The 21,438-nt window shown below is 52.2% G+C and carries 24 protein-coding genes; 10 read left to right on the top strand and 14 right to left on the bottom strand.

Annotated elements, in window-relative coordinates; translation table 11 throughout:
* Nucleotides 1-54: 54 nt before the first annotated feature.
* The 5 genes from NDI45_RS04945 to NDI45_RS04925 all read left to right on the top strand — a co-directional run bounded on the left by NDI45_RS04945 (nucleotide 55) and on the right by NDI45_RS04925 (nucleotide 5,177).
* A complete protein-coding gene (locus NDI45_RS04945; RefSeq protein ID WP_190791835.1) occupies nucleotides 55-711 on the top strand; it encodes a DUF3386 domain-containing protein in 657 nt (218 codons plus the stop codon).
* A gap of 85 nt (nucleotides 712-796) precedes the next feature.
* On the top strand, nucleotides 797-1,027 hold the full coding sequence (locus NDI45_RS04940) for a NifU family protein (protein WP_190791839.1): 231 nt from the start codon (nucleotides 797-799) through the stop codon (nucleotides 1,025-1,027).
* 163 nt (nucleotides 1,028-1,190) lie between these two features.
* Complete coding sequence (locus tag NDI45_RS04935) at nucleotides 1,191-3,425, top strand: glycoside hydrolase (protein WP_348246669.1); 2,235 nt, start codon at nucleotides 1,191-1,193, stop codon at nucleotides 3,423-3,425.
* Nucleotides 3,426-3,460: 35 nt separating this feature from the next.
* Nucleotides 3,461-4,192, top strand: a complete 732-nt coding sequence (locus tag NDI45_RS04930; RefSeq protein WP_348246668.1) for a type II CAAX endopeptidase family protein — start codon at nucleotides 3,461-3,463, stop codon at nucleotides 4,190-4,192.
* Between the two features lie 82 nt (nucleotides 4,193-4,274).
* The gene (locus NDI45_RS04925) at nucleotides 4,275-5,177 is read left to right on the top strand and encodes an ABC transporter permease (RefSeq protein ID WP_348246667.1); all 903 of its coding nucleotides are present in this window, start codon (nucleotides 4,275-4,277) and stop codon (nucleotides 5,175-5,177) included.
* A 2-nt stretch (nucleotides 5,178-5,179) separates the two neighbouring features.
* On the opposite strand, the gene NDI45_RS04920 is transcribed toward NDI45_RS04925, so the two are convergent.
* The 9 genes from NDI45_RS04920 to NDI45_RS04880 form a co-directional block, all read right to left on the bottom strand.
* Complete coding sequence (locus NDI45_RS04920) at nucleotides 5,180-5,944, bottom strand: carbohydrate ABC transporter permease (RefSeq protein ID WP_242067313.1); 765 nt, start codon at nucleotides 5,942-5,944, stop codon at nucleotides 5,180-5,182.
* Between the two features lie 210 nt (nucleotides 5,945-6,154).
* Nucleotides 6,155-7,774 (bottom strand): 2-isopropylmalate synthase, encoded by a 1,620-nt coding sequence (locus NDI45_RS04915; protein ID WP_348246666.1) that lies wholly within the window; start codon nucleotides 7,772-7,774, stop codon nucleotides 6,155-6,157.
* Between the two features lie 238 nt (nucleotides 7,775-8,012).
* Nucleotides 8,013-8,852: a RodZ domain-containing protein gene (locus NDI45_RS04910; protein ID WP_348246665.1), complete on the bottom strand. Its 840-nt coding sequence runs from the start codon at nucleotides 8,850-8,852 to the stop codon at nucleotides 8,013-8,015.
* Nucleotides 8,853-8,891: 39 nt separating this feature from the next.
* Nucleotides 8,892-9,695, bottom strand: coding sequence for a pseudouridine synthase (locus NDI45_RS04905; protein ID WP_348246664.1), 804 nt, complete (start codon nucleotides 9,693-9,695; stop codon nucleotides 8,892-8,894).
* Between the two features lie 303 nt (nucleotides 9,696-9,998).
* The gene (locus NDI45_RS04900; RefSeq protein WP_190792048.1) at nucleotides 9,999-11,429 is read right to left on the bottom strand and encodes an ATP-binding protein; all 1,431 of its coding nucleotides are present in this window, start codon (nucleotides 11,427-11,429) and stop codon (nucleotides 9,999-10,001) included.
* A 149-nt stretch (nucleotides 11,430-11,578) separates the two neighbouring features.
* The gene (locus tag NDI45_RS04895; RefSeq protein WP_190792047.1) at nucleotides 11,579-12,340 is read right to left on the bottom strand and encodes a response regulator transcription factor; all 762 of its coding nucleotides are present in this window, start codon (nucleotides 12,338-12,340) and stop codon (nucleotides 11,579-11,581) included.
* Between the two features lie 136 nt (nucleotides 12,341-12,476).
* Complete coding sequence (locus tag NDI45_RS04890; protein WP_348246663.1) at nucleotides 12,477-14,060, bottom strand: NAD(P)H-hydrate dehydratase; 1,584 nt, start codon at nucleotides 14,058-14,060, stop codon at nucleotides 12,477-12,479.
* A 103-nt stretch (nucleotides 14,061-14,163) separates the two neighbouring features.
* The gene (locus NDI45_RS04885; RefSeq protein ID WP_348246662.1) at nucleotides 14,164-15,501 is read right to left on the bottom strand and encodes an N-acetylmuramoyl-L-alanine amidase; all 1,338 of its coding nucleotides are present in this window, start codon (nucleotides 15,499-15,501) and stop codon (nucleotides 14,164-14,166) included.
* 20 nt (nucleotides 15,502-15,521) lie between these two features.
* Nucleotides 15,522-15,650 (bottom strand): hypothetical protein, encoded by a 129-nt coding sequence (locus NDI45_RS04880; protein ID WP_348246661.1) that lies wholly within the window; start codon nucleotides 15,648-15,650, stop codon nucleotides 15,522-15,524.
* A gap of 87 nt (nucleotides 15,651-15,737) precedes the next feature.
* Here NDI45_RS04880 and dnaG point away from each other — a divergent pair, with 87 nt between their 5' ends.
* The gene (gene dnaG, locus NDI45_RS04875; RefSeq protein ID WP_348246660.1) at nucleotides 15,738-17,732 is read left to right on the top strand and encodes a DNA primase; all 1,995 of its coding nucleotides are present in this window, start codon (nucleotides 15,738-15,740) and stop codon (nucleotides 17,730-17,732) included.
* Nucleotides 17,733-17,840: 108 nt separating this feature from the next.
* On the opposite strand, the gene NDI45_RS04870 is transcribed toward dnaG, so the two are convergent.
* A complete protein-coding gene (locus NDI45_RS04870) occupies nucleotides 17,841-18,308 on the bottom strand; it encodes a pentapeptide repeat-containing protein (RefSeq protein WP_348246723.1) in 468 nt (155 codons plus the stop codon).
* Nucleotides 18,309-18,489: 181 nt separating this feature from the next.
* Here NDI45_RS04870 and NDI45_RS04865 point away from each other — a divergent pair, with 181 nt between their 5' ends.
* On the top strand, nucleotides 18,490-19,065 hold the full coding sequence (locus tag NDI45_RS04865; RefSeq protein ID WP_348246659.1) for a YraN family protein: 576 nt from the start codon (nucleotides 18,490-18,492) through the stop codon (nucleotides 19,063-19,065).
* Nucleotides 19,066-19,110: 45 nt separating this feature from the next.
* On the opposite strand, the gene NDI45_RS04860 is transcribed toward NDI45_RS04865, so the two are convergent.
* The gene (locus NDI45_RS04860; protein WP_348246658.1) at nucleotides 19,111-19,266 is read right to left on the bottom strand and encodes a hypothetical protein; all 156 of its coding nucleotides are present in this window, start codon (nucleotides 19,264-19,266) and stop codon (nucleotides 19,111-19,113) included.
* Between the two features lie 18 nt (nucleotides 19,267-19,284).
* Nucleotides 19,285-19,491, bottom strand: coding sequence for a hypothetical protein (locus NDI45_RS04855; RefSeq protein ID WP_348246657.1), 207 nt, complete (start codon nucleotides 19,489-19,491; stop codon nucleotides 19,285-19,287).
* A 56-nt stretch (nucleotides 19,492-19,547) separates the two neighbouring features.
* Between NDI45_RS04855 and NDI45_RS04850 the strand changes: the two genes are divergently transcribed.
* Nucleotides 19,548-19,799, top strand: a complete 252-nt coding sequence (locus NDI45_RS04850) for a (2Fe-2S) ferredoxin domain-containing protein (protein ID WP_348246656.1) — start codon at nucleotides 19,548-19,550, stop codon at nucleotides 19,797-19,799.
* A 126-nt stretch (nucleotides 19,800-19,925) separates the two neighbouring features.
* On the opposite strand, the gene NDI45_RS04845 is transcribed toward NDI45_RS04850, so the two are convergent.
* Nucleotides 19,926-20,132, bottom strand: a complete 207-nt coding sequence (locus NDI45_RS04845; protein ID WP_348246655.1) for a hypothetical protein — start codon at nucleotides 20,130-20,132, stop codon at nucleotides 19,926-19,928.
* On the bottom strand, nucleotides 20,132-20,260 hold the full coding sequence (locus NDI45_RS04840; RefSeq protein WP_348246654.1) for a hypothetical protein: 129 nt from the start codon (nucleotides 20,258-20,260) through the stop codon (nucleotides 20,132-20,134). The genes NDI45_RS04845 and NDI45_RS04840 overlap by 1 nt, the downstream gene beginning before the upstream one ends.
* Nucleotides 20,261-20,362: 102 nt before the next feature.
* On the opposite strand from NDI45_RS04840, the gene NDI45_RS04835 reads away from it, so the two are divergent.
* Nucleotides 20,363-20,512, top strand: coding sequence for a ribbon-helix-helix protein, CopG family (locus NDI45_RS04835; protein ID WP_348246653.1), 150 nt, complete (start codon nucleotides 20,363-20,365; stop codon nucleotides 20,510-20,512).
* A 165-nt stretch (nucleotides 20,513-20,677) separates the two neighbouring features.
* Nucleotides 20,678-21,202, top strand: a complete 525-nt coding sequence (locus NDI45_RS04830; protein ID WP_348246652.1) for a hypothetical protein — start codon at nucleotides 20,678-20,680, stop codon at nucleotides 21,200-21,202.
* Nucleotides 21,203-21,438: the final 236 nt, after the last annotated feature.

The following is a 21,438-nucleotide window of genomic DNA, read 5'->3' as shown; positions in this document are numbered from 1 at the left end:
TTTCACCCAATTGCCCAAGCCAAACTCTAAACTAGAAAAGGTTATCAGGAGAGATTGCTAATGACTGAGAAAACCGCACGCGATCTGTTTCGGGCTGCTTACGAAAACCGCAACACCTGGGACAGCAACTTTCCCGGCTACACGGCAGATGTAACCTACAAGCAAGGTGACACCGTTTATACGGGCAGAGTGCGCGTCAACCCCGACAGCAAGGCAGACGTACTGGACGTAGAAGACGAGCAAGCTAAAAAAGCCATTGCGGCGCAAATGTGGGAAACCGCAATCCACCGGGTTCGCTACAGCTTTGAAAACACCCATAAAGAAAATACCTTTTCCTACGGGGCAACCGACGAGACCGGAGCAGTAGAAATTCTAGTCGGCGGCAAGTGCGAGGGCGATCGCTACAAGGTGCGCGATAACGTTGTCACGCTAGTCCATCGCCATATCCATGGGGTCGTTGTGACAATCAACACCTTTAGCGTGAATCAGACCAGCGAGGGCTATCTGGCTCATCGCTATGACTCGGTTTACCACGATCCGAAAACAGGTGAGCAAAAGGGCGGCGTGTCTCAGTTTGAAGACACCTTCGAGAACGTAAACGGCTACTCTATCCTCGTGGGTCGCGTCATCACCACCGAGGCAAACGGCAAGACTCACACTGACGAATACAGCTTCTCCAACGTCAAACTGCTTCAGCCTGCGGTCGTGTAATCCGTATCGATCGCCCCCCCGACTGCGCTCAACCCTTTGCATTACAATGAAGTCAACGAAATTCGGCAGGTGAACAATGCAAACAATGGAACTCACGACCGATAACGTCGAGAAGGTGCTGGACGAACTGCGCCCCTACCTGATATCGGATGGTGGCAACGTCGAGCTAGTTGATATCGATGGTCCTGTAGTGAAGCTGCGCCTCCAGGGAGCTTGTGGTTCCTGCCCTAGCTCTACCATGACGCTGAGAATGGGCATCGAGCGCAGACTGCGGGAATACATCCCCGAAATCGCAGAAGTGGAACAAGTCATCTAAGCGGTGACGAGTTTGCTATTTTATCCACTTCAAACCAGGTAATTTAAAGCAGGGAAGGCGATCGCGTTTTCCCTGTTTGTTTTTTGTTTGTGCTGCTGAAAGCTCGAAAAGCTATTTCCTGTAACCTTATTCGCCTCACCGCCCCCCATCTCATCCTCGTCCTATGGCTTATCCGCTCTACGTTGCATTCATCTGGCATCAACATCAGCCGCTTTACAAAAGTCGCCTAGACGGGGAATATCGGCTGCCCTGGGTCAGGCTGCACGGCACAAAAGACTATCTTGATCTGGTGCTGCTGCTAGAGCAGTATCCTCGGCTGCGTCAAACGGTGAACCTCGTGCCGTCGCTGATGATGCAGATCGAAGACTATGCAGCGGGAACTGCCTTTGATCCTTACCTGACGCTGGCACTCAAGCCCACGGACAATCTCAACGAGGGGCAAAAACGATTTATCGTCGAGCATTTTTTTGATGCGAACCACCATACGATGATCGACCCCTTTCCCCGCTATGCCGAGCTTTATGGACAAAGGCACGATCGCGGCTGGGATTGGTGTGTCGAGCATTGGAACCCAGAAGACTACAGCGACTTACTGGCATGGCATAACCTCGCGTGGTTTGATCCGCTGTTTTGGAACGATGCCGAAATTGCTGAATGGCTAGAGCAGGGACGTGGCTTTACCCTGAGCGATCGCCAGCGAATTTACTCGAAGCAGCGTCAGATTCTCAGCCAGATTATTCCGCAGCATTGCCAGATGCAGGAGACGGGTCAGCTCGAAGTCACGACGACGCCCTACACTCACCCGATCTTGCCCCTGCTGGCAGACACTAACGCCGGACGAGTGGCAGTGCCGCAAATGAAGCTGCCCCAGCTCCGCTTTCAGTTTCCGCAGGACATCGATCGCCATCTCCGCAAAGCAAAGCAAATGTACCAGGAGCGGTTTGGCTGCGACCCGAGGGGACTGTGGCCCTCTGAACAATCGGTGAGTCCGGCAATTCTTCCAAAAGTGGCGCAGCAGGGCTTTCAGTGGCTTTGTTCGGATGAGGCAGTGCTGGGCTGGACGATCGATCACTTCTTTCACCGGGATGCGTTGGGCACCGTCTCAGAACCGGAAGCGTTGTATCGTCCCTATCGCTTAAACACCACCGAGGGAGATTTGGCGATCGTCTTTCGCGATCATCGGTTGTCGGACTTAATCGGCTTTACCTACAGCGCAATGGAGCCTCGTCGGGCGGCAGCAGATCTGGTAGGACAGTTAGATGCCATTTCACGGCAGCTTAAATCGCATCAGGCTTCCGGCAGTACTGTGCTGGAGCAGCCCTGGCTCGTGACGATCGCCCTCGACGGCGAAAACTGCTGGGAGTTTTATCAGCAGGACGGCAAGCCTTTCTTGGAAAGCCTGTATCAAACGCTGAGCGATCATACCGGGATCGAACTGGTAACGGTTTCCGATTATCTGTCCAAATTCCCACCCACCGAAAGCTTGCCCAGCTACGCCCTACATAGCGGCTCCTGGGTAGACGGCAGTTTCACCACCTGGATCGGCGATCCGGCAAAAAATCGCGCCTGGGATTACCTCACCGAAGCCCGTCACGTCCTGGAGAGCCATCCCGAAGCGACTGAGGAAAACAATCCCGAAGCCTGGGAAGCTCTGGACGCTGCCGAAGGCTCCGACTGGTTCTGGTGGTTTGGCGAAGGGCATAGCTCGAACCAGGATGCCATTTTTGACCAGCTTTTTCGCGAACATCTATTGGCCCTCTACCGTGCCCTGAATCACCCGGTTCCTTCCTACCTGCGGCAAGCCGTCGAAGACCATACGGCAAAAGGAGATCATCGTCCTTCGAGCTACATTCATCCGACGATCGACGGACTGGGCGACGAGCAAGACTGGGACAAAGCGGGACGAATCGAAGTTGGCGGAGCCAGAGGCACAATGCACCAGAGCAGCGTTGTTCAACGCGTTTGGTACGGTGTCAATCACCTGAATCTTTATCTGCGGGTGGACTTTAAGGCAGGCGCAAAACCGGGAATTGACTTTCCGCCGGAAGTGCATCTGCTCTGGTTCTACCCCGATCGCCCCATGCACAACAGCCCTGCGCCCCTAGCAGAACTGCCCGACGAGCCGCCGCTGAACTACCAATTTCATCACCATCTGGGCATTAACCTGACCACAAAAGCAAGCTGGTTTCAGGAAGCCGGGGACCATTTTCAGTGGCACGCTCACCGCAGCCGCGCTCAAGTTGCCTTTGATAGCTGCCTGGAAGTCGCAATTCCCTGGGCAGATTTACAGGAAATCGAGCCAGATTGGTCGCTGCGTCTCGTGGTGCTGCTAGCGGAAGAAGGGCGATATGTAAGTTACCTGCCGGAGGATGATTTGATTCCGGTGAACGTGCCGTAGGACGATCGGGGTTGGTGGTTCACGTTCAGCGGTTCATGTTCAAAAATAATTCTCGCCAAAATGCAGCACTCGCTTTGTTCCTGATGATCTCTGCTGCCAGTTGCGGGATTGCTGCCAGGCTATATAGGCCAGGAATCGCAGGACAATTTCTTTTTGCGGCAACAAGGGTGTGGATACTTGTATTCCCTCTGATCTGGTTTCTTCGGGTCGATCGCCGCAGAGCCACCCTGTCACCTCCCTCGCTGCGAGACGTGCTGGCTGGGACAATATTAGGAATTTTCATGTTCAGCGTCATTTTGGGTACTTATTGTCTCGCGGGACAGTATTGGATTGATCCTGAAATTGTTCGAGCAAAAGCACAACAAATTGGGCTAGCAAATCCAATTTCTTATCTTCTTGGAGCCATCTACTTTACTTTCATTAATTCGTTAGTTGAGGAGTATATTTGGCGTTGGTTTGTCTATCAAAGATGTGAAGTTTTAGTATCAGGAAACAAAGCTGTCTATCTCGCCGCCCTTTGCTTTACACTACATCACACGATCGCCCTGACAGCCTATTCTAGAAGTTGGCTGATTGTTGCATTCGGTTCGATTGGTGTTTTTGTGGCGGGAGCAGTTTGGTCATGGTGCTATCTGCGCTACCGCTCGTTGTGGGCGTGTTACATCAGTCATTTATTGGCAGATCTGGCGATCGCCCTGATTGGCTGGGATCTTCTATTCGAAGGTGCCTTATTTGCAGGTGCTTTAGTGCATGAATTGCCAATTTGACTGAGCTAGCAGATTTAATTTTTAGCATCGATTGGCCAAACCCTATGCCAAAATAAAGCTGTTTTGTCGGGAGGGTGAGCCAGTGTTGCAGTGGTTAACGCGATCGGACTATCTGCTACGGGAGACAGTGCTGGGACTGCGGCGCGGCGGTTGGATGAACTGGGCGGCGGCGAGTACGGTAACGGTGCTGCTGTTCTTGTTTGGCTTAAGTTTGCAGCTTTCCTGGCAGGTGGACGGGCTGCTGAATCAGTTTGGCAGTCAGCTTGAGGTATCGGTTTTTCTGGATACTGGAGTACAGGCAGCCGATTTGCAGCCGATCGTAAAAGCCATTCCTGAAGTGCTATCCACCGAAGCCGTTACCAAAGAATCTGCTTGGGCTTCGCTTTTAGAGGAAATGGGACTGGCGGACATTGAAGGGGCAACGGCTCAGCTCAACGGCAATCCCCTCGTGGATGAACTGAAGGTCAAAGCGCAAAACTCGACGCAGGTTCCGGCTCTGGCGGAGAAGCTAAAGCAGATTCAGGGCGTGGATGAAGTGCAGTATGTGGATGAGGCAGTGCAGCGAATTGGGCAACTGAATCAGGGCTTGCACTGGATTAGTTTGGTGATGACGATTGTTCTCACACTTACGGCGATCGCAGTTACCACCACCACAATTCGCCTGATCGTCATGGCAAGACGGCGCGAAATTGAAGTAATGCAGCTTGTGGGCGCAACCACAGCCTGGATCTATATGCCCTTTATTTTGCAGGGTCTTACGCTAGGGGCGATCGGCGCAGGAGTTGCTTGGGCGTTAATTTTGGGCGTGCAGCAGTTTATGCAGAAATTGCTATCGCAGCAGCCTGCCCTGATTCAGTTTTTGACTGCGGGAATGCAGTTGAGTGCGATCGAAACCCTTTTGCTGCCGCTGTCGCTGCTGGGACTGGGGGGCGCGGTTGGGCTGATTGGAAGTTTGTTTGCCGTGCGCCGTTTGGCAATGAAGTGAGGCTAACCTTTTACACCGCTTCCCGTCTCAGTGGGAACGATGTATTGCTGCATAATCAGGAAGAACAGCAGAATTGGGGCGATCGAAATCACCGATCCTGCCGCAATCAGCCGCCAGTCCAGCGAAAACGCGCCTGCCAGCTTCGCAACTCCCAGAGGCAGCGTGTAGTATTCCGGCTGATCCAAAATAATCAGGGGCCACAGAAAGTCACTCCAGGCACCAATAAACACAAAGATTGCCAGCGTCACCAATGCCGGACGAATCGAGGGCAGCATCACAAACCACCAGATGCCCAGTTCAGAACAGCCGTCCATCCGGGCTGCTTCTTCGAGTTCTTTGGGAACGCCCTGAAACGCCTGCCGCAGCAGGAAGATGCCAAACGCAGAGGCGATCGCCGGAAAGATTAATCCCAGATAGCTATTCCGCAAGCCGAGCTGAACGGTGAGAATATAAAGCGGAATCATCACAATCTGAAATGGAATCAGAATCGTGGAAACAATCAGCGTAAACAGTGCATTGCGTCCGCGAAAGTCGAGCCGTGCCAAAGGATACGCTGCCAGCGAGCAAAACAGCAGATTCAGCCCCACCGTTAGCAGGGCAACCAGCGTGCTGTTAAACAGATAGCGTCCAAATGGATTGGTTTGCCAGACTTCGATGAAATTGGCGATCGTTGGCTGAGCGGGCAAAAACTGGGGCGGAAACTGAAAGATATCTTCAGTGGACGACTTAAAGGCAGTGCTGACCAGCCAGATCAGGGGCAGCAGCATGACCAGGGCAATCAGCCCGAGCAGCAGATAAGTGGCGATCGTGCGGACAGGCGAGCTTTGCAGCAATCGCCTCAGCCTTTGCCAGGGAGAGACAGGAGCCGCAGGTTTACTGGAAAAGGAAATTTGCTTGCCCATCGTTAAAAAATAGATGAAAAAGGGTGAGCCGTAACCCACCCGTCAAGCTGTTATATCACAAATCGAATCGTCGGATTAGCTCACTGCCTGTACTTCCCCATGCTGAGGATGCAGTGACTTTACTCCTTGCAGACTGCCGTAGAGCCGATTCAGCGCATTCACATAGGCATGAGCCGAAGCCACAATAATATCGGTGTTTGCCGCGTGACCGGAGTAGAGCCGATCGTCATATTTCAGGCGAATCGTCACTTCCCCGATCGCATCAATCCCAGCAGTGACGGACTGCACCGAGTATTCAATCAGCTGGTTGGGCACATTCACGACACGATTGATTGCCTTATAAATGGCATCGACTGGACCTGTGCCGATCGCCGCATCCATCAGTTCTTGACCGTCTGGCATGCGAAGAATCACGGTTGCTGTAGGGCGGGCATGATCGCCACAAGACACCTGAACGTGCTCCAGCTTAAACAGTTCGGGAGCCTGTTGGGCTTCGTCGTTGACGATCGCTTCCAGATCCCAATCGGTGATGTCTTTCTTTTTGTCTGCCAGTTCCTTAAAGCGGAGGAATGCTCGGTTGAGTTCCTGATCAGAGAGGTCGAAGCCCAGTTCTTTTAGGCGAGTGCGGAAGGCGTTGCGTCCCGAATGTTTGCCCAGCACAATCTGGTTATCGGTTAAGCCGATCGATTGAGCGTCCATAATCTCGTAGGTCAGCTTGTGCTTCAGCACGCCGTCCTGGTGAATGCCCGACTCATGCGCGAAGGCATTGGCTCCAACGATCGCCTTGTTGGGCTGCACCAGCATTCCAGTGAGGTTCGAGACAAGGCGCGAGGTTTTGTAGAGCTGGCGGGTGTCGATGTGGGTGAGCGAAGCTTCGGATTCGGGCGATCGTCCCAGGAAGGGATTGAAATACTGTCTGCGGACATGGAGTGCCATCACAAGCTCTTCCAGCGCAGCGTTGCCTGCCCGTTCGCCAATACCGTTGATGGTGCATTCCAACTGACGTGCCCCATTTTTGACAGCTTCCAGGAAGTTCGCCACTGCTAAACCCAGGTCGTTGTGCCCGTGGACGGAAATAATCGCCTGATCAATATTGGGAACGTTTTCCTTTATGCCGCGAATGATTGCGCCGAATTCCTCTGGAGTGGTGTAGCCGACCGTATCGGGGATGTTAATCGTGGTTGCACCTGCGGCGATCGCCCGCTCCAGCACTTGATAGAGAAATTCGGGATCAGAACGTCCGGCATCTTCCGGGGAAAACTCGACATCATTGACAAAGCTCTTGGCATACGCCACCATTTCTGGCGCGATTTCCAGCACTTCCTGACGGGTTTTCTTCAGCTTGTACTGCAAATGAATATCTGACGTAGCGATGAAGGTATGAATTCGGGGCTTCGCTGCCGCACTCAAAGCCCTCGCTGCAGTTTCGATATCCTGCTTTGTGGCTCGGGCCAAACCGCAAATCGTGGGGCCATCTTCTGTGCCGACCTGCTGAGCGATTTTGCTGACTGCCTCAAAGTCACCTGGACTGGCAAAAGGAAACCCTGCCTCAATCACGTCCACACCCAGTCGCGCCAGCTGCCGAGCGATCGTTAGCTTTTCATCAACGTTCAGGGTCGCACCGGGAGATTGCTCACCATCGCGAAGCGTTGTGTCGAAGATAATAATGCGCTCTGGGTTGGACGGAGTGTTCATAGTTCAGGTTTAGGGTGAAACGAGTGAAAACAGTGAAGAAATAGACGTTAAAAGAATCTATTGTATTGATGATACTACACTTGTAGTTGTTTTGTAATATAGCTACTTTATACAGCTACTTTAACAGCCACTTTCAAAAGTACAGATTCTGCTGACAATACTGCTATTTTAGGAGGTCGATCGCGCTTCCTCTGGTGCTTTATCAAATTTTCCTGACGATTGCAGCAGCTACATCCGTCTATTCTGCTTCGGATGATGGCTCAGCCGCCTGCTCATTTTCGTTTGGTGAATTTGAATTCGATCGATCGCCTCCCGCTGCCGAAAAAACTTTTTCCTCAACGGCTCCCGGTTTGCCCATTGGCTTCGGTTCGTCGCCGTTGTCTGAAAGCAGAACTCCGCCTGCATTTCCCGCTCTGATCCGAAGCTGAGAATTTGCAGTTAGCGTTCGCTCTGTGCCTTCGGGCAAAACTTCGGCGATTGTAACCCTGCCATCTGCCTCAACTTCAAGCCAGGACTGCGCTTTGAGCTTCACATCCACCTGCACGGGCTGGCGATCGGCTGCATTGCTGCTGGCATTGGGCGATGGCTTAGGTTTGGATGCGGCGGGGCTGGCAGCAGGACGAGCAGGATTTGCAGGCGCGGGAAGAGCAGAATTAATCTGCGGCACGGGGGGTGGAGCCGATCGGCTCATTAAATGCGAGAGCCAAGTTACCGATGCCACGATTAGCACGATATAAGCAATATAGAGATGCACGGGGCGGAGCTGTGCTGGAGAAATGCCCCAGGTTGGCGTTGCCTGCTTGATCGTACTGGTGGCAGGAAAGGCTTCGGCGATCGCATGACTATCCAGCCCCATAACCTCCGCATAGCGGCGGATAAATCCCTGAATATACACAGGCTCAGGCAACTGCTGAATCTTACCTTCTTCCAGTGCCCGCAGCAGACGAGATGGAATCAGCGTTCGCCCTGCCACTTCTTCTAGGGTCCAACCCTGAGCTTCGCGGACTTCGCGCAAATAGCCGCCAATCTGCATTAGCCGTTCAAGCTGCTCTTGCTGTCGCTGGGATTCTCTTGTCATCGTCTACCTCGCCCGCTCCACATCACCATTCTGCTCAGTTTATTGATGCTCAGTTTGCCCGTGCTGCCTCCCAGACTCTTGCCTGGTTCGCGGTTTGATTTGTGCCTTCAAAGCCCTAATCTCGTCATCGGTGAGCGATCGATATTGTCCTTCCGGTAATTGTCCCAGATCGATCGCGCCAATGGCGATCCGCCGCAGCCGAATCACCGGATGCCCCAGCAGATCTGCCACTTTGCGAATTTGACGATTGCGTCCTTCCCGCAGTTCAATTTGCAGCAGGGTGCGTTGCGAAGCACTCCCCTCTTGAGGGGAACCAGGCTTGGTTTGCACAATTTGCACCCGAGCAGGCAGCGTTTTTTGCCCTTCCAGCATCACGCCCTGCCGCCAGCGAGTCAGCGTTGCCGGAGATGGATGCCCTTTCACCCAAACGCGATAAAGTTTGGCAATCGTATGTCGGGGATGAGTGAGTCCCAGGGTCATTTCTCCATCATTCGTCAGCAGCAGTGCCCCAGTGGAAGCCGCATCCAACCGCCCGACCGGATACACGCCCGCATCGCGCAATTCTGGCGGCAGCAAATCTAAGACGGTGGTACGTCCTTCTGGGTCATGGCGGGTTGAAACGACTCCAGCAGGCTTGTTCAACAGCAGGTAGAGCCTGGGAGGACGTTTTCGCGAAATGGATTTCCCGTCTACCTCGATTCGATCGCGCTCCGGGTCAGCCACTTGCCCCAAGCCGACGACTTCCCCATTGAGCCGCACGCGCCCAGCCAAAATCATCTGCTCCGCCTGTCGCCGAGAAGCAATTCCCCGCTGGGATAGGATTTTTTGTATCCGTTCTGCCATGCTGCTTTGTGATTGCGGATTGAATCGATCGATGTTGCCAGTTCAGCTAAGACAAGGATATTACGCTTCGCAATCGAGGTTTTGCCCCTGCCCCTTAAGGTTGTTTGAGGAGGATTCGAGGTGCTACATTGCCCCCCAAAATCCCCCAATGCTAGGGAACTTTGAGACCTGGAAGTAGGCAGTTTCCCCAGAATTGACCTGCCAGGAAGGCAGTTCGGGTGACCGCGATGACTTCTCAAACCGTTGCTCAACCCGATCGCTACCGATTCATCTTATCGATTTTATTGAGCTATCCCGGTAATTCTATCCCGATGATTCTGATGAAGCGTTGGGAGCCGCGATCGGAGTGTTGGTTGCTTCGCGGCTTCCCGCAGGGGTAATCGCCCGATGGGTAAACAGCAGCGGCAGCCTTACCTGAAGCCATGCGCCTCCGGTCTCAGGATGATTGCGGGCACTGACCGAGCCACGATGCGCCTCAACGATTTGCCACACGATCGCCAGCCCTAACCCACTCCCGCCCTGAGCATACCAGTCAAACGGATTGTGTCGCTCCTGAGATTCAGAGGAATTTGCTTCCAGATGACGGGCACGAGCCGGATCAGCCCGATAAAATCGCTCGAATACGTGGGGCAATGATTTTTCTGGAAACCCCTGTCCGGCATCGATTACGTCAATTCGGACGATCGCCTCTTGAGCCATTCGCCCTTCTGTCATTGGTTTGCTCGAAGCAGATTCCAGCGAAACGCGCACCTGAATCGTAGAGTCGATCGGGCTGTACTTAATGCTGTTATCCAGCAGGTTCATCAGCAGCCGATGAATTCGTGCGGGGTCAATTTGCATCAGCAGGTCATCGGGTCCCTGATAGTCCAGGTGCAAATGCTTTTCGCGGGTGAGCGGCTCCAGCATTTCCCAAACCGAATGCAGCAGACCGACCAGATCCACCGTCTGAAGCTGAAGGGTTTCAAACGAACCGCGCTCCATGCGATTGAGATCCAGCAAATCCTGCACTAGATTGCTCAGGCGCACCGTTTCGTTAATCAAGCGATCGATCCAGCCACGCAGGCTCGGCTCCAGGCGGAGTTGCAGCGTTTCAGCCACCAACCGAATCGAAGTTAGGGGGGTTTTGAACTCGTGTGCTAGATCCGATGCCCAGCGATCGCGCTGTTGCAGCAGGGTCATGGCTTCCTGACGGTTTTCGAGAAAGATCGCCACCTGATTATCCAGCAAGGGAATGCCATAGCCTCGCACGGCATAGGCAGGCTGCTCCGAGAGCCGCGACGGATCAGCACTCACCGGATAAAACGTCCAGTGGCTCTGGCAGGGCTTTGCGGCAGTGCGAGTCTGCTCAATCAAATCATCTAGCTCGTAGGAGCGCACCAGTTCCAGCAGCAAGCGCGGCTTTGCCGCAGGGTGATCGCCGCTGATTCCCAATAAACCTTTTGCTTGAGCATTGCACCAGAGCAGCCGATTTTCGTCGTCTACCTGCAAATAGCCGATCGGCGCAATTTGAAGCACCTGTTGATAGGTTTGCACTTCCTGCTGAAGCTGCTCAAGCTGCTGCCGCTGATAAGTCAAAGCGCGGGAAAGCTGCGTTGTCGCTGAAAAATCAACATCCTGATCAGGCGATCGAACTTCGCGCAACAGTTTCTTCAGCCTCGCATTCGAGCGCGACTGTTGCCAGACTAGAAGCACTAATCCGATGAGTAATCCGACCCAGAAATACAGAACCGCCACGGCTCAAATCACTGCCAGTTTGTTGAAGGTTGCCAGAAAACGATTGATCTACGATCGTGTTACCCCAGCGTACCTGTAAATTGCGGCAGTGGTCAGGCGATTACCCGGAAAAATAGCTGTTTCAACGGAATAAATCCGTTTCCACCCGATTAGCCAAAGCGGTAGCCAAAGCCTCTCACCGTTAGCAAGTATTCGGGACGGCTCGGATCAAGCTCTAGCTTTTCGCGCAGCCAACGAATATGCACATCAACGGTCTTACTGTCGCCCATAAAATCGGGACCCCAGATACGCTCGATTAGCTGCTCGCGAGACCAGACGCGCCGAGGATTTGCCATAAACAGTTCCAGAATGCGAAACTCCTTGGGCGATAGATTAATTTCTTCGCCGCGAACCGTCACCCGGCATTCCTGCGGATAAAGCGCTATTTCATGGAAGCGCAAAACCGACTCCTGAACCTGTTGCTGAGTATGGTAGTGGCGACGCAGCAGGGCTCGACAGCGGGCAACCAGTTCTCGCATTCCAAAGGGCTTGGTTAAATAGTCATCTGCGCCCACTTCCAGTCCTACCACGCGATCGGTTTCACTGCCTTTTGCACTCAGCATCAGAATTGGGACACTGCTTCCTTCGTGCCGCAGCAGACGACAAAGATCCAGCCCATTGACATAGGGCAGCATTAGATCGAGAATGATGAGTTCAAAGGGTAAAGCTTCAGACTGTCCCAGTTCTCCAGAACGACTGATCAGGTCTAGACCCTTGCGACCATCTTCTACGGTCGTAACCTCGTAACCTTCTTCAGTCAGGGTGAGGGCGATCGTTTCTCGAATCAGCTCTTCGTCTTCAACGAGCAAAACCCGTCCGAGCTTAACTTCCTGCTTGTATCTTGCGGTTTCTGGAGAAAAGGTAGGCAGCATATTATATTGTTGCTTACTTTGTATTACTTATTTTGCGTTACTTTATTGCCCATCTTACCAGAGTCCCATCTAATCGCTGTCGGAACGGGAACTTATTCTAATTACTGTTATTAAAGTTACAGAAAATTGGACTAGCTTAATAATTCTTTTGCCAGTGCTGCTGCCAGTGCTGCAATGTAGGCGACAGCGACTGTGCCAGCGTCACCGGATCAACTCCTAATTCCGTGCGGTCTCGGGCTGACCAAATGCCTGCCTGCGCATGCCACCACGCTGCGCTCACTGCGATCGCCTCGATTGCCGCTTCCCCCATTCTGCCCTGCGCCAGCAAGCCGCCCATTAGGCCAGTCAGCACATCCCCACTGCCGCCTCGTGCCAACGCTGGGGTACTGTCAGGGTTGAGCCAGACCTGACCTGCCGGATTGCCGATCGCCGTTCGTGCCCCCTTTAGTAAAACGATTGCCCCGCTTGCCTGGGCTGCTGCCTGAACTGCCGCGATCGAATCTCCGCTATGCGTCTCTGCAATTTCAGGAAAGAGCCGCTTAAATTCGCCCCAGTGCGGCGTGAGAACCGTGGGAACCAATCGCTCTTGTAATGTTGCCGTTGCGCCCAAACCGGAGAGGATATTTAATCCGTCTGCATCCAGCAACAAAGGAACTTCCTGATTTAGCAAATGGGAAACGATCGATCGCGCTTCGGGGGTGAGTCCGGGTCCGCAAGCGATCGTCTGGTATTGACTGAGATTGATTTCCTCAGGTAAATGAGCAATTGCGCCCGTCTCATCTTCTGGGCAACCGATGATTAGTGCGTCTGGAAGCTGTGCCACCAGAATGGGCTTCAGAGCTTCGGGAACAGCGATCGATAGCATTCCTACCCCGCTGGCTCTAGCAGCCAGTCCCGCTAATAAAGCCGCCCCCGAATAGCGACGTGACCCCGCAATCAGCAGTAGATGTCCCTGTTTGTATTTGTGGGTGACAGCAGGACGAGGCAGCGGCAGGGCAGCCAGGGCAGCCGCAGGCAGAATGCGCTGAAGGGCAGGAACGTCTCCCAGAATGGCGTAAATATCGGCAAGGGGCAGCCCAAAGTCGATTAGTTCAGCAGTTCCCGTATAGGCGAGAGCAGCATCCTGAAGAAATGCACGTTTCCAGAGTCCCAGGCAAAAGGTGTAATCGGCGCAAATCGCGGTTCCCAATGCGGCTCCGGTATCAGTGTGCAGTCCCGAAGGCAGATCAATACTGACGATCGCTCCCTTTCCTTGATTAATTTGCTGAATCGCGGCGGCAAGTTCTCCCTCGATCGATCGGGTTAAACCAAAGCCAAACAGTCCGTCCACGATTAGATCGCAGTCTTGCAGGTCAGCTACCTGAGCCGTTGTGGGAATGCCTAAACTTGCCGCATAACGGGCATGGCAGTCGGTCAGTTCTTTGAGTTTATCGATCGGCTGATAGCAAATCACGCGATAGCCCCGCAGATGCAGTTCCCGTGCTACGACCAGCGCATCGCCGCCGTTATGTCCGGGTCCGACCAGAATTCCGACTTGGGGAAAGCAATCGAGCGGATACAAATCAATCAAACGCTGCGTAATTCGTCCCGCCACCTTTTCCATCAGTGCTGCAACAGGCATTCCCGCCGCAAACATCCGCCCCTCGATCTGGCTCATCTGCGCTGCGGTGACGACAAACTGCTGGATTTGTACCGATCGCTGTTTAATCGATTTCGTCATGATGCCGCTAACCCTCTGTTTTTTCTGAATGCCTGAAACCAGAGCGTTAAGAGCAGTGTAACGTCATTAAGTTCTACGTCATTAAGTTCTACATCGTTAAGTTCTACAGATGATCGGCGAATTCGTAGAGTCGTTTAACGATCGCCAAAATTTTCGTTCCGTAATCTGGGTCAGCCGACCAGCGACCGCTTAAATCTGCCACGGTGGGAGCAATGCCGCGTCGGACGAGGTGAAATCGGGGGTCGGCAGGAGATTGAACGAGCGGTTCTGCACAGGCATAAGCTTTGAGGTGCTGAATTTGTGCCCGGATGCCGAGCAGTGGCGTCGTAAATTTGGCTCCAATTTCGTCCACTGTCGCGCCGCCCAATCCGGCAAAGTTATGATGTTCTAGCTTTACGGAATCTGAGAACTGAAGATACTGGGTTTCCAGGCACATCTGGGCAAAGGCAATATCGTGGTTCACGCCTTCAATTTTGCCTTCGTCGATGTAGAGTTTGGGCACTTCGTAGAACTTCGTCAGGCTATCAGGGTTAGAGCTTTTGAGGAACATCATCATCTGCACTTCGGAAGCGGTTCCCCGTCCCATAATCCGATCGATCGCCGTGGGCAAAGTAGACAAAATCGATCGCAGATTGAGCGTCTGATTCTTACTGTCCCAGGTGAAAGCAAGATTAAAGTCCCGCAGGTCGATCGCTCGTGCATAAACCACATTGCCGTAGTTGATGCGGTGAATGGACGGACTGAGCGGCAGTTCAATTCCCATCTGATCAATCAGATCGATCGGGATATAGGCATTGCCATCCAGCAGCACTCCTTTTTCGGGATATTCTGCGCCATTCACCTGAAGCGAAATGAGTGAGTTTCCTGCCGTTTGTCCTGAATTGAGCGATCGGCTCCAGACTGCCAATCCTTCCGCGATGCCCAGCGCAACTTCCTGTCGCTGACCCTGAAGAATCTGGCGATCGTCTGCATGATTCAGACAGCCTGCTTCCAGATGCAGGGCAGGCACGATCGTATCCCGACAAAAGGTGAGCCGACCGAGCAGAGTTTGGGTGTCGGACTTGACTCCGCGACTCGAAAACTGGGGGACACGCCGCAGATAGGCTTGCAGGAGTTGAGACGCTTGCAGCCGCCGCTCATCGTTATAAGCAACATGATAGACAGCCGCTCCCCGTAGCGTATGGGTCGAGCTAGCAACCTGAAGCGACAGAGCCAGATCTCCCTGCTGACTACGCCGATTAATCCAGTCGATCGCCTGCGTTAAACTCATTTCATCGGGGACGGCAACAGCATCATAGTTTCGCGATCGTAAAAACTGCACCACCCGATCGCGCAGCAGAACCGTCTCCTGGACTGCCAAGACGCGATCGATTTCACCCGGAAGCGTGCTGTGCTGGTCTTCGGGTTCGCCGTAGGCTGCTGCTACAAAGATTCGTGTCATTGTGGTTTTTGAGCTGTCGATCAAGCAGAAGTGTAGCGAATTCGGGCATCGATCGATACAACTTTTTCGATATCGCTTTTGGGCACGATTACCCCTACGGGAAACTGCGAAGCAACCGATGAGATGCTGCCGAGATTCCAAAGTCTCATCGCTAGAAGCGATCGAAATTTGTGGATCTGAGAGACTATAAGTGGACTTAGAATCATTTTCGATTTGCCCAACTCAACCCGTCGACTATGGAAATCCCCCGCCTGCATCCCGATACGATCGATGAGGTGAAACAGCGAGTAGACATTGTGGATGTCGTCTCGGAGTATGTGGTGCTGCGGAAGCGAGGCAAGGATTTCACCGGGCTATGTCCGTTCCACGACGACAAATCACCCAGCTTTAGCGTCAGTCCGGGTAAACAGTTTTATTACTGCTTTAGTTGTGGCGCAGGCGGGAATGCAATCAAGTTTTTGATGGAGTTGGGGAAGCGATCGTTTGCCGATGTGGTGCTGGATCTGGCGCGTCGGTATCAGGTTTCAATTAAGACGCTCGAACCCGAAGAACGGCAGGAGTTTCAGCGGCAGCTTTCTTTGCGGGAGCAGCTTTATGAGGTGTTGGCTCTGACGGCAAGGTTTTTTGAGCACGCACTGCGACAACCTCAGGGAGAAACAGCGTTAACCTATCTGCTGGAAAAGCGGCAGTTGAGCGAAACCACGATTCAGCAGTTTCAGTTGGGCTATGCTCCGGCAGGGTGGCAGACACTCTATGGTTATCTGGTAGAGCAAAAGGGGTTTGCCGTTCAGCTTGTGGAGCAGGCAGGGCTGATTGTGCCGCGTCAGGAAGGGAAGGGGTATTACGATCGATTCCGCGATCGATTAATGATTCCCATTCATGATCTTCAGGGGCGAGTCATTGGTTTTGGGGGACGATCGCTGGGAGATGAGCAGCCGAAATACCTGAACTCACCAGAGACGGAACTATTTGACAAAGGGAAAACGCTGTTTGCGCTTGATAAAGCGAGAGGCGCTATTGCGAAAAGCGATCGGGCGGTGGTGGTCGAAGGCTATTTTGATGTGATTGCCCTTCATGCTGCCGGGATTACGAATGTCGTTGCCTCTCTTGGAACTGCGCTGAGCCTGCATCAGGTGCGCCAGCTCTTGCGCTACACCGAATCAAAGCAGATTGTGTTTAACTTCGATGCCGATGCAGCAGGTGTAAAAGCCGCAGAACGGGCGATCGGGGAAGTGGCAGACCTGGCATATCAGGGAGAAGTGCAGCTTCGCATTCTCAATCTGCCGCAGGGCAAAGACCCGGATGAATTCCTCAAGGCAAACTCCGCTGCGGACTATCAGGATCTACTTAAGAATGCTCCCCTGTGGCTAGACTGGCAGATTCAGCAGATTCTCCAACAGGCAGACCTTCAGAAGGCAGATCAGTTTCAGCAAAGCAATCAAGAAATTGTTAAGCTACTGGGCAATCTGCCCAACGCCAGCCTGAGAACGCACTATATCCATCGCTGTGCGGAACTTCTGAGTCAGGGTAATGCTCGATTTGCCGTCCAGCTTGAAGCCGATTTGCGAACTCAAGTTCGGGGGCAGCGGTGGCATGGTCGATCGCAAAAATGGCAGCGTCCGGGCGATCGAAGCCTTTTAGAAGAATCCGAAGCACAGCTTTTGCGCCTCTATCTCCATGCACCCGAGTATCGATCGATGATCATGGAGGCGCTAGACGAGCGGGATTTAGACTTCAGCCTGTCCCACCATCGCTATTTGTGGCAGCAAATTCTCGATGCTCAGAATCAGGCGATTGCCTCAAACGATCTACTCAATCTGCTACAGGATAGCTGTCCAGATGATAAGGTCGCGCAACTCTATCCGCTGTTTCAGCTAGACGAGAAATCACACCGAGATATTCTACGTGCCCCTCTGGTCATTCGAGCAGCGGCGGCTTGCCTGGAGCAGGTGATGTGCGAAAAACGCTATCGCCACTTTAATGATCTGTGGAAGCAAACAGACTGTATTCAGTCGTTCGAATTGGCACAGTATTACCAGCAGCAAATGTACGCCGAGAAGCAGCGCATCCGTGAACTGGAGCAAGAGCAGCGGCGGGTTTCGTTTGCAGATTTGGCAGGAGTGCCGTGGGTTGGAGATTTTGATTTGGGTGGGGCGATCACCGCTTCGGGGGACTGCGAAGCAACCGATCCTTCTGAGGCGGAGCTGCATCAAACTGAGAGTATGCCTTGATTTCCTGATAGCTCACTTTAAGAGGCTTTTAGAGAAGTGGCAAAAGTCCTACATTGCCCCCTAAATCCCCCAACTTTGGGGGACTTTGAGATTGGTAGAAATGCTTTTCTAGCAGCCCAACGTCTCGCGGGTTTCGCGTCCTGTGGTTGGGTTTGTACCGCTTGCATTCTGGCAAAGGATGTCTTGCATATCTTCGCGCAGCAGCACATCGGTAAAATCTGCACCCTCAATCACAGCGTTGTTGAACTTGGTGTTGAAGGCAAACGCCCCTTCTAAAACGGCATTCTTTAGATTAGCTCCCACCATTCGCGCCGAGTCCAGGGTTGCGGTGCTTAAGTTCGCGCTTTCCAGGTTGGCATCCTCCAGATTTGCGCCAAAGAAGCTGACGCCTCGTAAATTGGTATTGCTCAAATTGCTGCCGCGCATATTGGCTTTTGTGAAGCTGGAGTCGGTCAGATCCTTGCCCGAAAAGTCTCGATTGACCAGGAATTCTCGATTGTAGTCCTCCGCCAGGGCGATCGACGGCAGCAGACCGCTCAGGCAAATCAGGCTTAAACTCAAAACGACACCACACATAACCGATGCGAAGAAGCTCTCTTTTTGGAGAAATCGCAGCCGACACAACCAAGCGTACATGGGCAGACTAAAAAAACGACGAATCAGTTTTAGATCAGTCCTGCATTACAGAACGTGATTTGATCCTACCTGAATCTGTTAACCGTCTCATCGGCTCGCTTAAAGTCTCTTATTGCCATTTATGAAGTCGCCCAGAAAACGATTATCCGCAAGGGAAACTGCGAAGCCGCCAGCCGATCGGGCTAAACAAGCCGCACTACAGACCGGACATCTGGCAGAATCCTTTGTAGCTCACTGGCTCACTGCTCAAGGCTGGACTGTTTTGCACCAGCGATGGCACTGCCTCTACGGAGAACTCGATGTTGTTGCAACCCAGCCTGACACCTTAGCCTTTGTGGAAGTCAAAGCCCGCAGCAAAGGCAACTGGGACGAAAACGGTCTCCTCTCCATCACCCCCCAAAAACAGACAAAACTCTGGCAAGCCGCCCAACTCTTCCTCGCCGAACATCCTCACCTGGCGGATCTTCCCTGTCGCTTTGATATCGCTCTGTTATCCTGTAAACCTGTCCGAAGTTCTGTGAAGCGATCCGCCTATGGCGGCTGCGCGAAGCGGTCGATTACCCCTAACGGGGAAGTGCTTCACAGCGAGTCTCAGCTTTCTTTGCCGCTTACGATCGAATTGGGTCAGGCGATCGTCTTTAATGGCTATGAGTTAACGCTTCAACAATATATCGTTAATGCCTTTTCAGAACCCTAATTTCGTCCCTATAAAGAAGACCTTACTGATGAGAAATAGCGATCGCTATTGAAATGAGTCAGCAGTACCACCGTCTAACCATTTAGCTCTCAACTCTTCTGGCAATTCATCGACCTTAAAGAGCCGTCCTTCTCCGTTATAAGCAAATGGATAGTACACCTCGTAATCTGAGCCCAGCTCTTGCTGTAGCTGCACCCACATTTCTACACCTTCTCGATATCATTGCTCCCGCGCCTCCTCACTAGGAAAGCCAGATTCGGGTGGGTAGTCAGCAAGAGTAGCATTATAGGCGGATTGCCATTGATTCAATCGATTGATTAAACCTTCACTAAGGGGTAACGTAGCCGGATCGATATTATCAATCTCATCCACACCCCAAAGTGGCCATCCTCCATACTCACAATAGAGCTTCATTTTCTTAGTCATTTCACTCCTGCTAGCTAGAAATTGAGCAAACAATACAAAGCTATATAAGTATCTCTATGGCAGTCGATCGCCCTCCTTGCACAATCCTGGTTTGTCAAAATAAAGCCTGCCGTAAATCAGGTTCTAAAGCCGTCCTCGCTGCATTTCAAAATCACAAAATCTCAGAAGTTCCTGTGATTGGTAGCGGTTGTTTAGGGCATTGCGGTAATGGTCCAATGGTGCTGGTTTTGCCGGATGAGATTTGGTATCGGCGCGTTCGGGCTGAAGAGGCGATCGAGATTGCGAAGCGTTGGGCGATCGATTCCTAAACCCCAAAGCTGCTCTATAACTCAAAGTTCCCCTTGCTCTTTTAGAGCGGCAGTCACAAGTTGGGAATTGAGGGGGCTACAAAATCGCAAACACGCCTCAAACAGCCCCCTGATTAATCGCCTCAATCACGAACCCTGCCGCAACTGGGTCACAATCTCCTGAGCCAGATTTCTCGCCCAAAGCGAATCGAACGGACAAAGAATCTGTCGGTTCTCTGGACTCGTCCAGACCAAAGCATCCTCCACATCGGACAGAACGTAGGTTTCGTTCAGCAGAATACAGGTGAGCAAGCGATGAACGACGATCGCTTGTGTATCAGTAAGAACAATCATCATTTTGCTCCTCGCTCTGCTTTGGACAGAATCACGAGAGCTTTATCGATATCGCGAATCTTGATGCCCCGGAGTGCAGTGAGGATGGACTTCAGGACGGCGACCTCATCGGCGGATAGTGTGACCATAGGCGAAACCTCAAATAAATTAATCTGATCTAATCTAGTGTAGATTACCCTCAATTGCAATAGCTCGCTTAACATCGCTCTAAGTTAGTTCTAGAGCAGGCTATGACTACTAAGAAGCGTCAGACAAGTATCTATCTGCCAGATGACCTGAGAGAGCAGTTGGAAGCGATCGCCGCAAAAGACCAGCGATCGTTAACCTTCGTGATTGAGCAATTGTTGAGGGAGGCACTACAGGCTAGACAGGGAAAGTAGTAGGGCGATCGTGGTAGAGGCGATCGAGCAATGGCTCAGTAAGCCTGAAATTCAAGAAAAGATCGAGAAGCACAGATTAGACGAGTTGGATTAGCCCAGAGTTAGCATCGCTACAAATTGGTTTTAGGGCAAGCTAGCAATATTAGTTCAGCAGGGAGAAGTAGCGTGGTTGAAATTGATGGCATTCTGTTTGAAACCATGCTACCTGTACAGACTATCCAAGTACCTCAGCCTGGAGAGTATGTTCCTTTCTATTTTGGCGTTCACATTATCAATCAAAGTTTGATTTCCTACCGCTTTAATCTCCCTGGATTTTTTCCAGAAATTTTTAACAGCAGTGGACAGCAAGTGCAGGCGAGTGCAAATAGCAATGCGCGACGACGCATGACTAATCAGGACATTCCATTGATTGATCCAGGAGAGAGGGCAACCTTCTGGACAACTGTGGGTCTATCCTGGGTATCCCAAAGTTGTTTTCGCCTTAGCGGGTACATTAGCTACGGTGCAGTCTGGTCAACTTCCAATCTTGAGCTTGGTACATATCACCTTCAACTCGCTTACAGAAATCATTCTCCTCAATACACTACTCCTCTCTATACAGGTACTACGTACACCACAGTTGAGATTTGTGATTTCTGGGTAGGGACAGTTAATACTCCCTTAGTAAAGTTTTGTCTAGTGCAATCTTAAAGTTGCTTTCCTTATAAACTTTGGCACTTCTGCTCTTAACTCATTCGAAAACGGCGCGAGTTGGTTAATACAGGTTGCCCACATAACTTCTGCTCCAAAGGAATTGTAATCCTTTACTTTCCAACAGGTAACTTTGAACTGTTGCCTTACCTGGCAAATTAGAGAGCTCACTTATTGTTAACGGTAATTCTCCTCTTTAACTCTCAAAGTCCCCCAGAATTGGGGGATTTAGGGGG

The sequence above is a fragment of the Leptolyngbya sp. GB1-A1 genome (assembly GCF_039962475.1).
In the GTDB taxonomy this organism is placed as follows: Bacteria; Cyanobacteriota; Cyanobacteriia; order Elainellales; family Elainellaceae; genus Leptolyngbya_A.
Note: the sequence above shows the minus strand (reverse complement) of the source record. Positions and strands in the feature narration are given on the sequence as shown.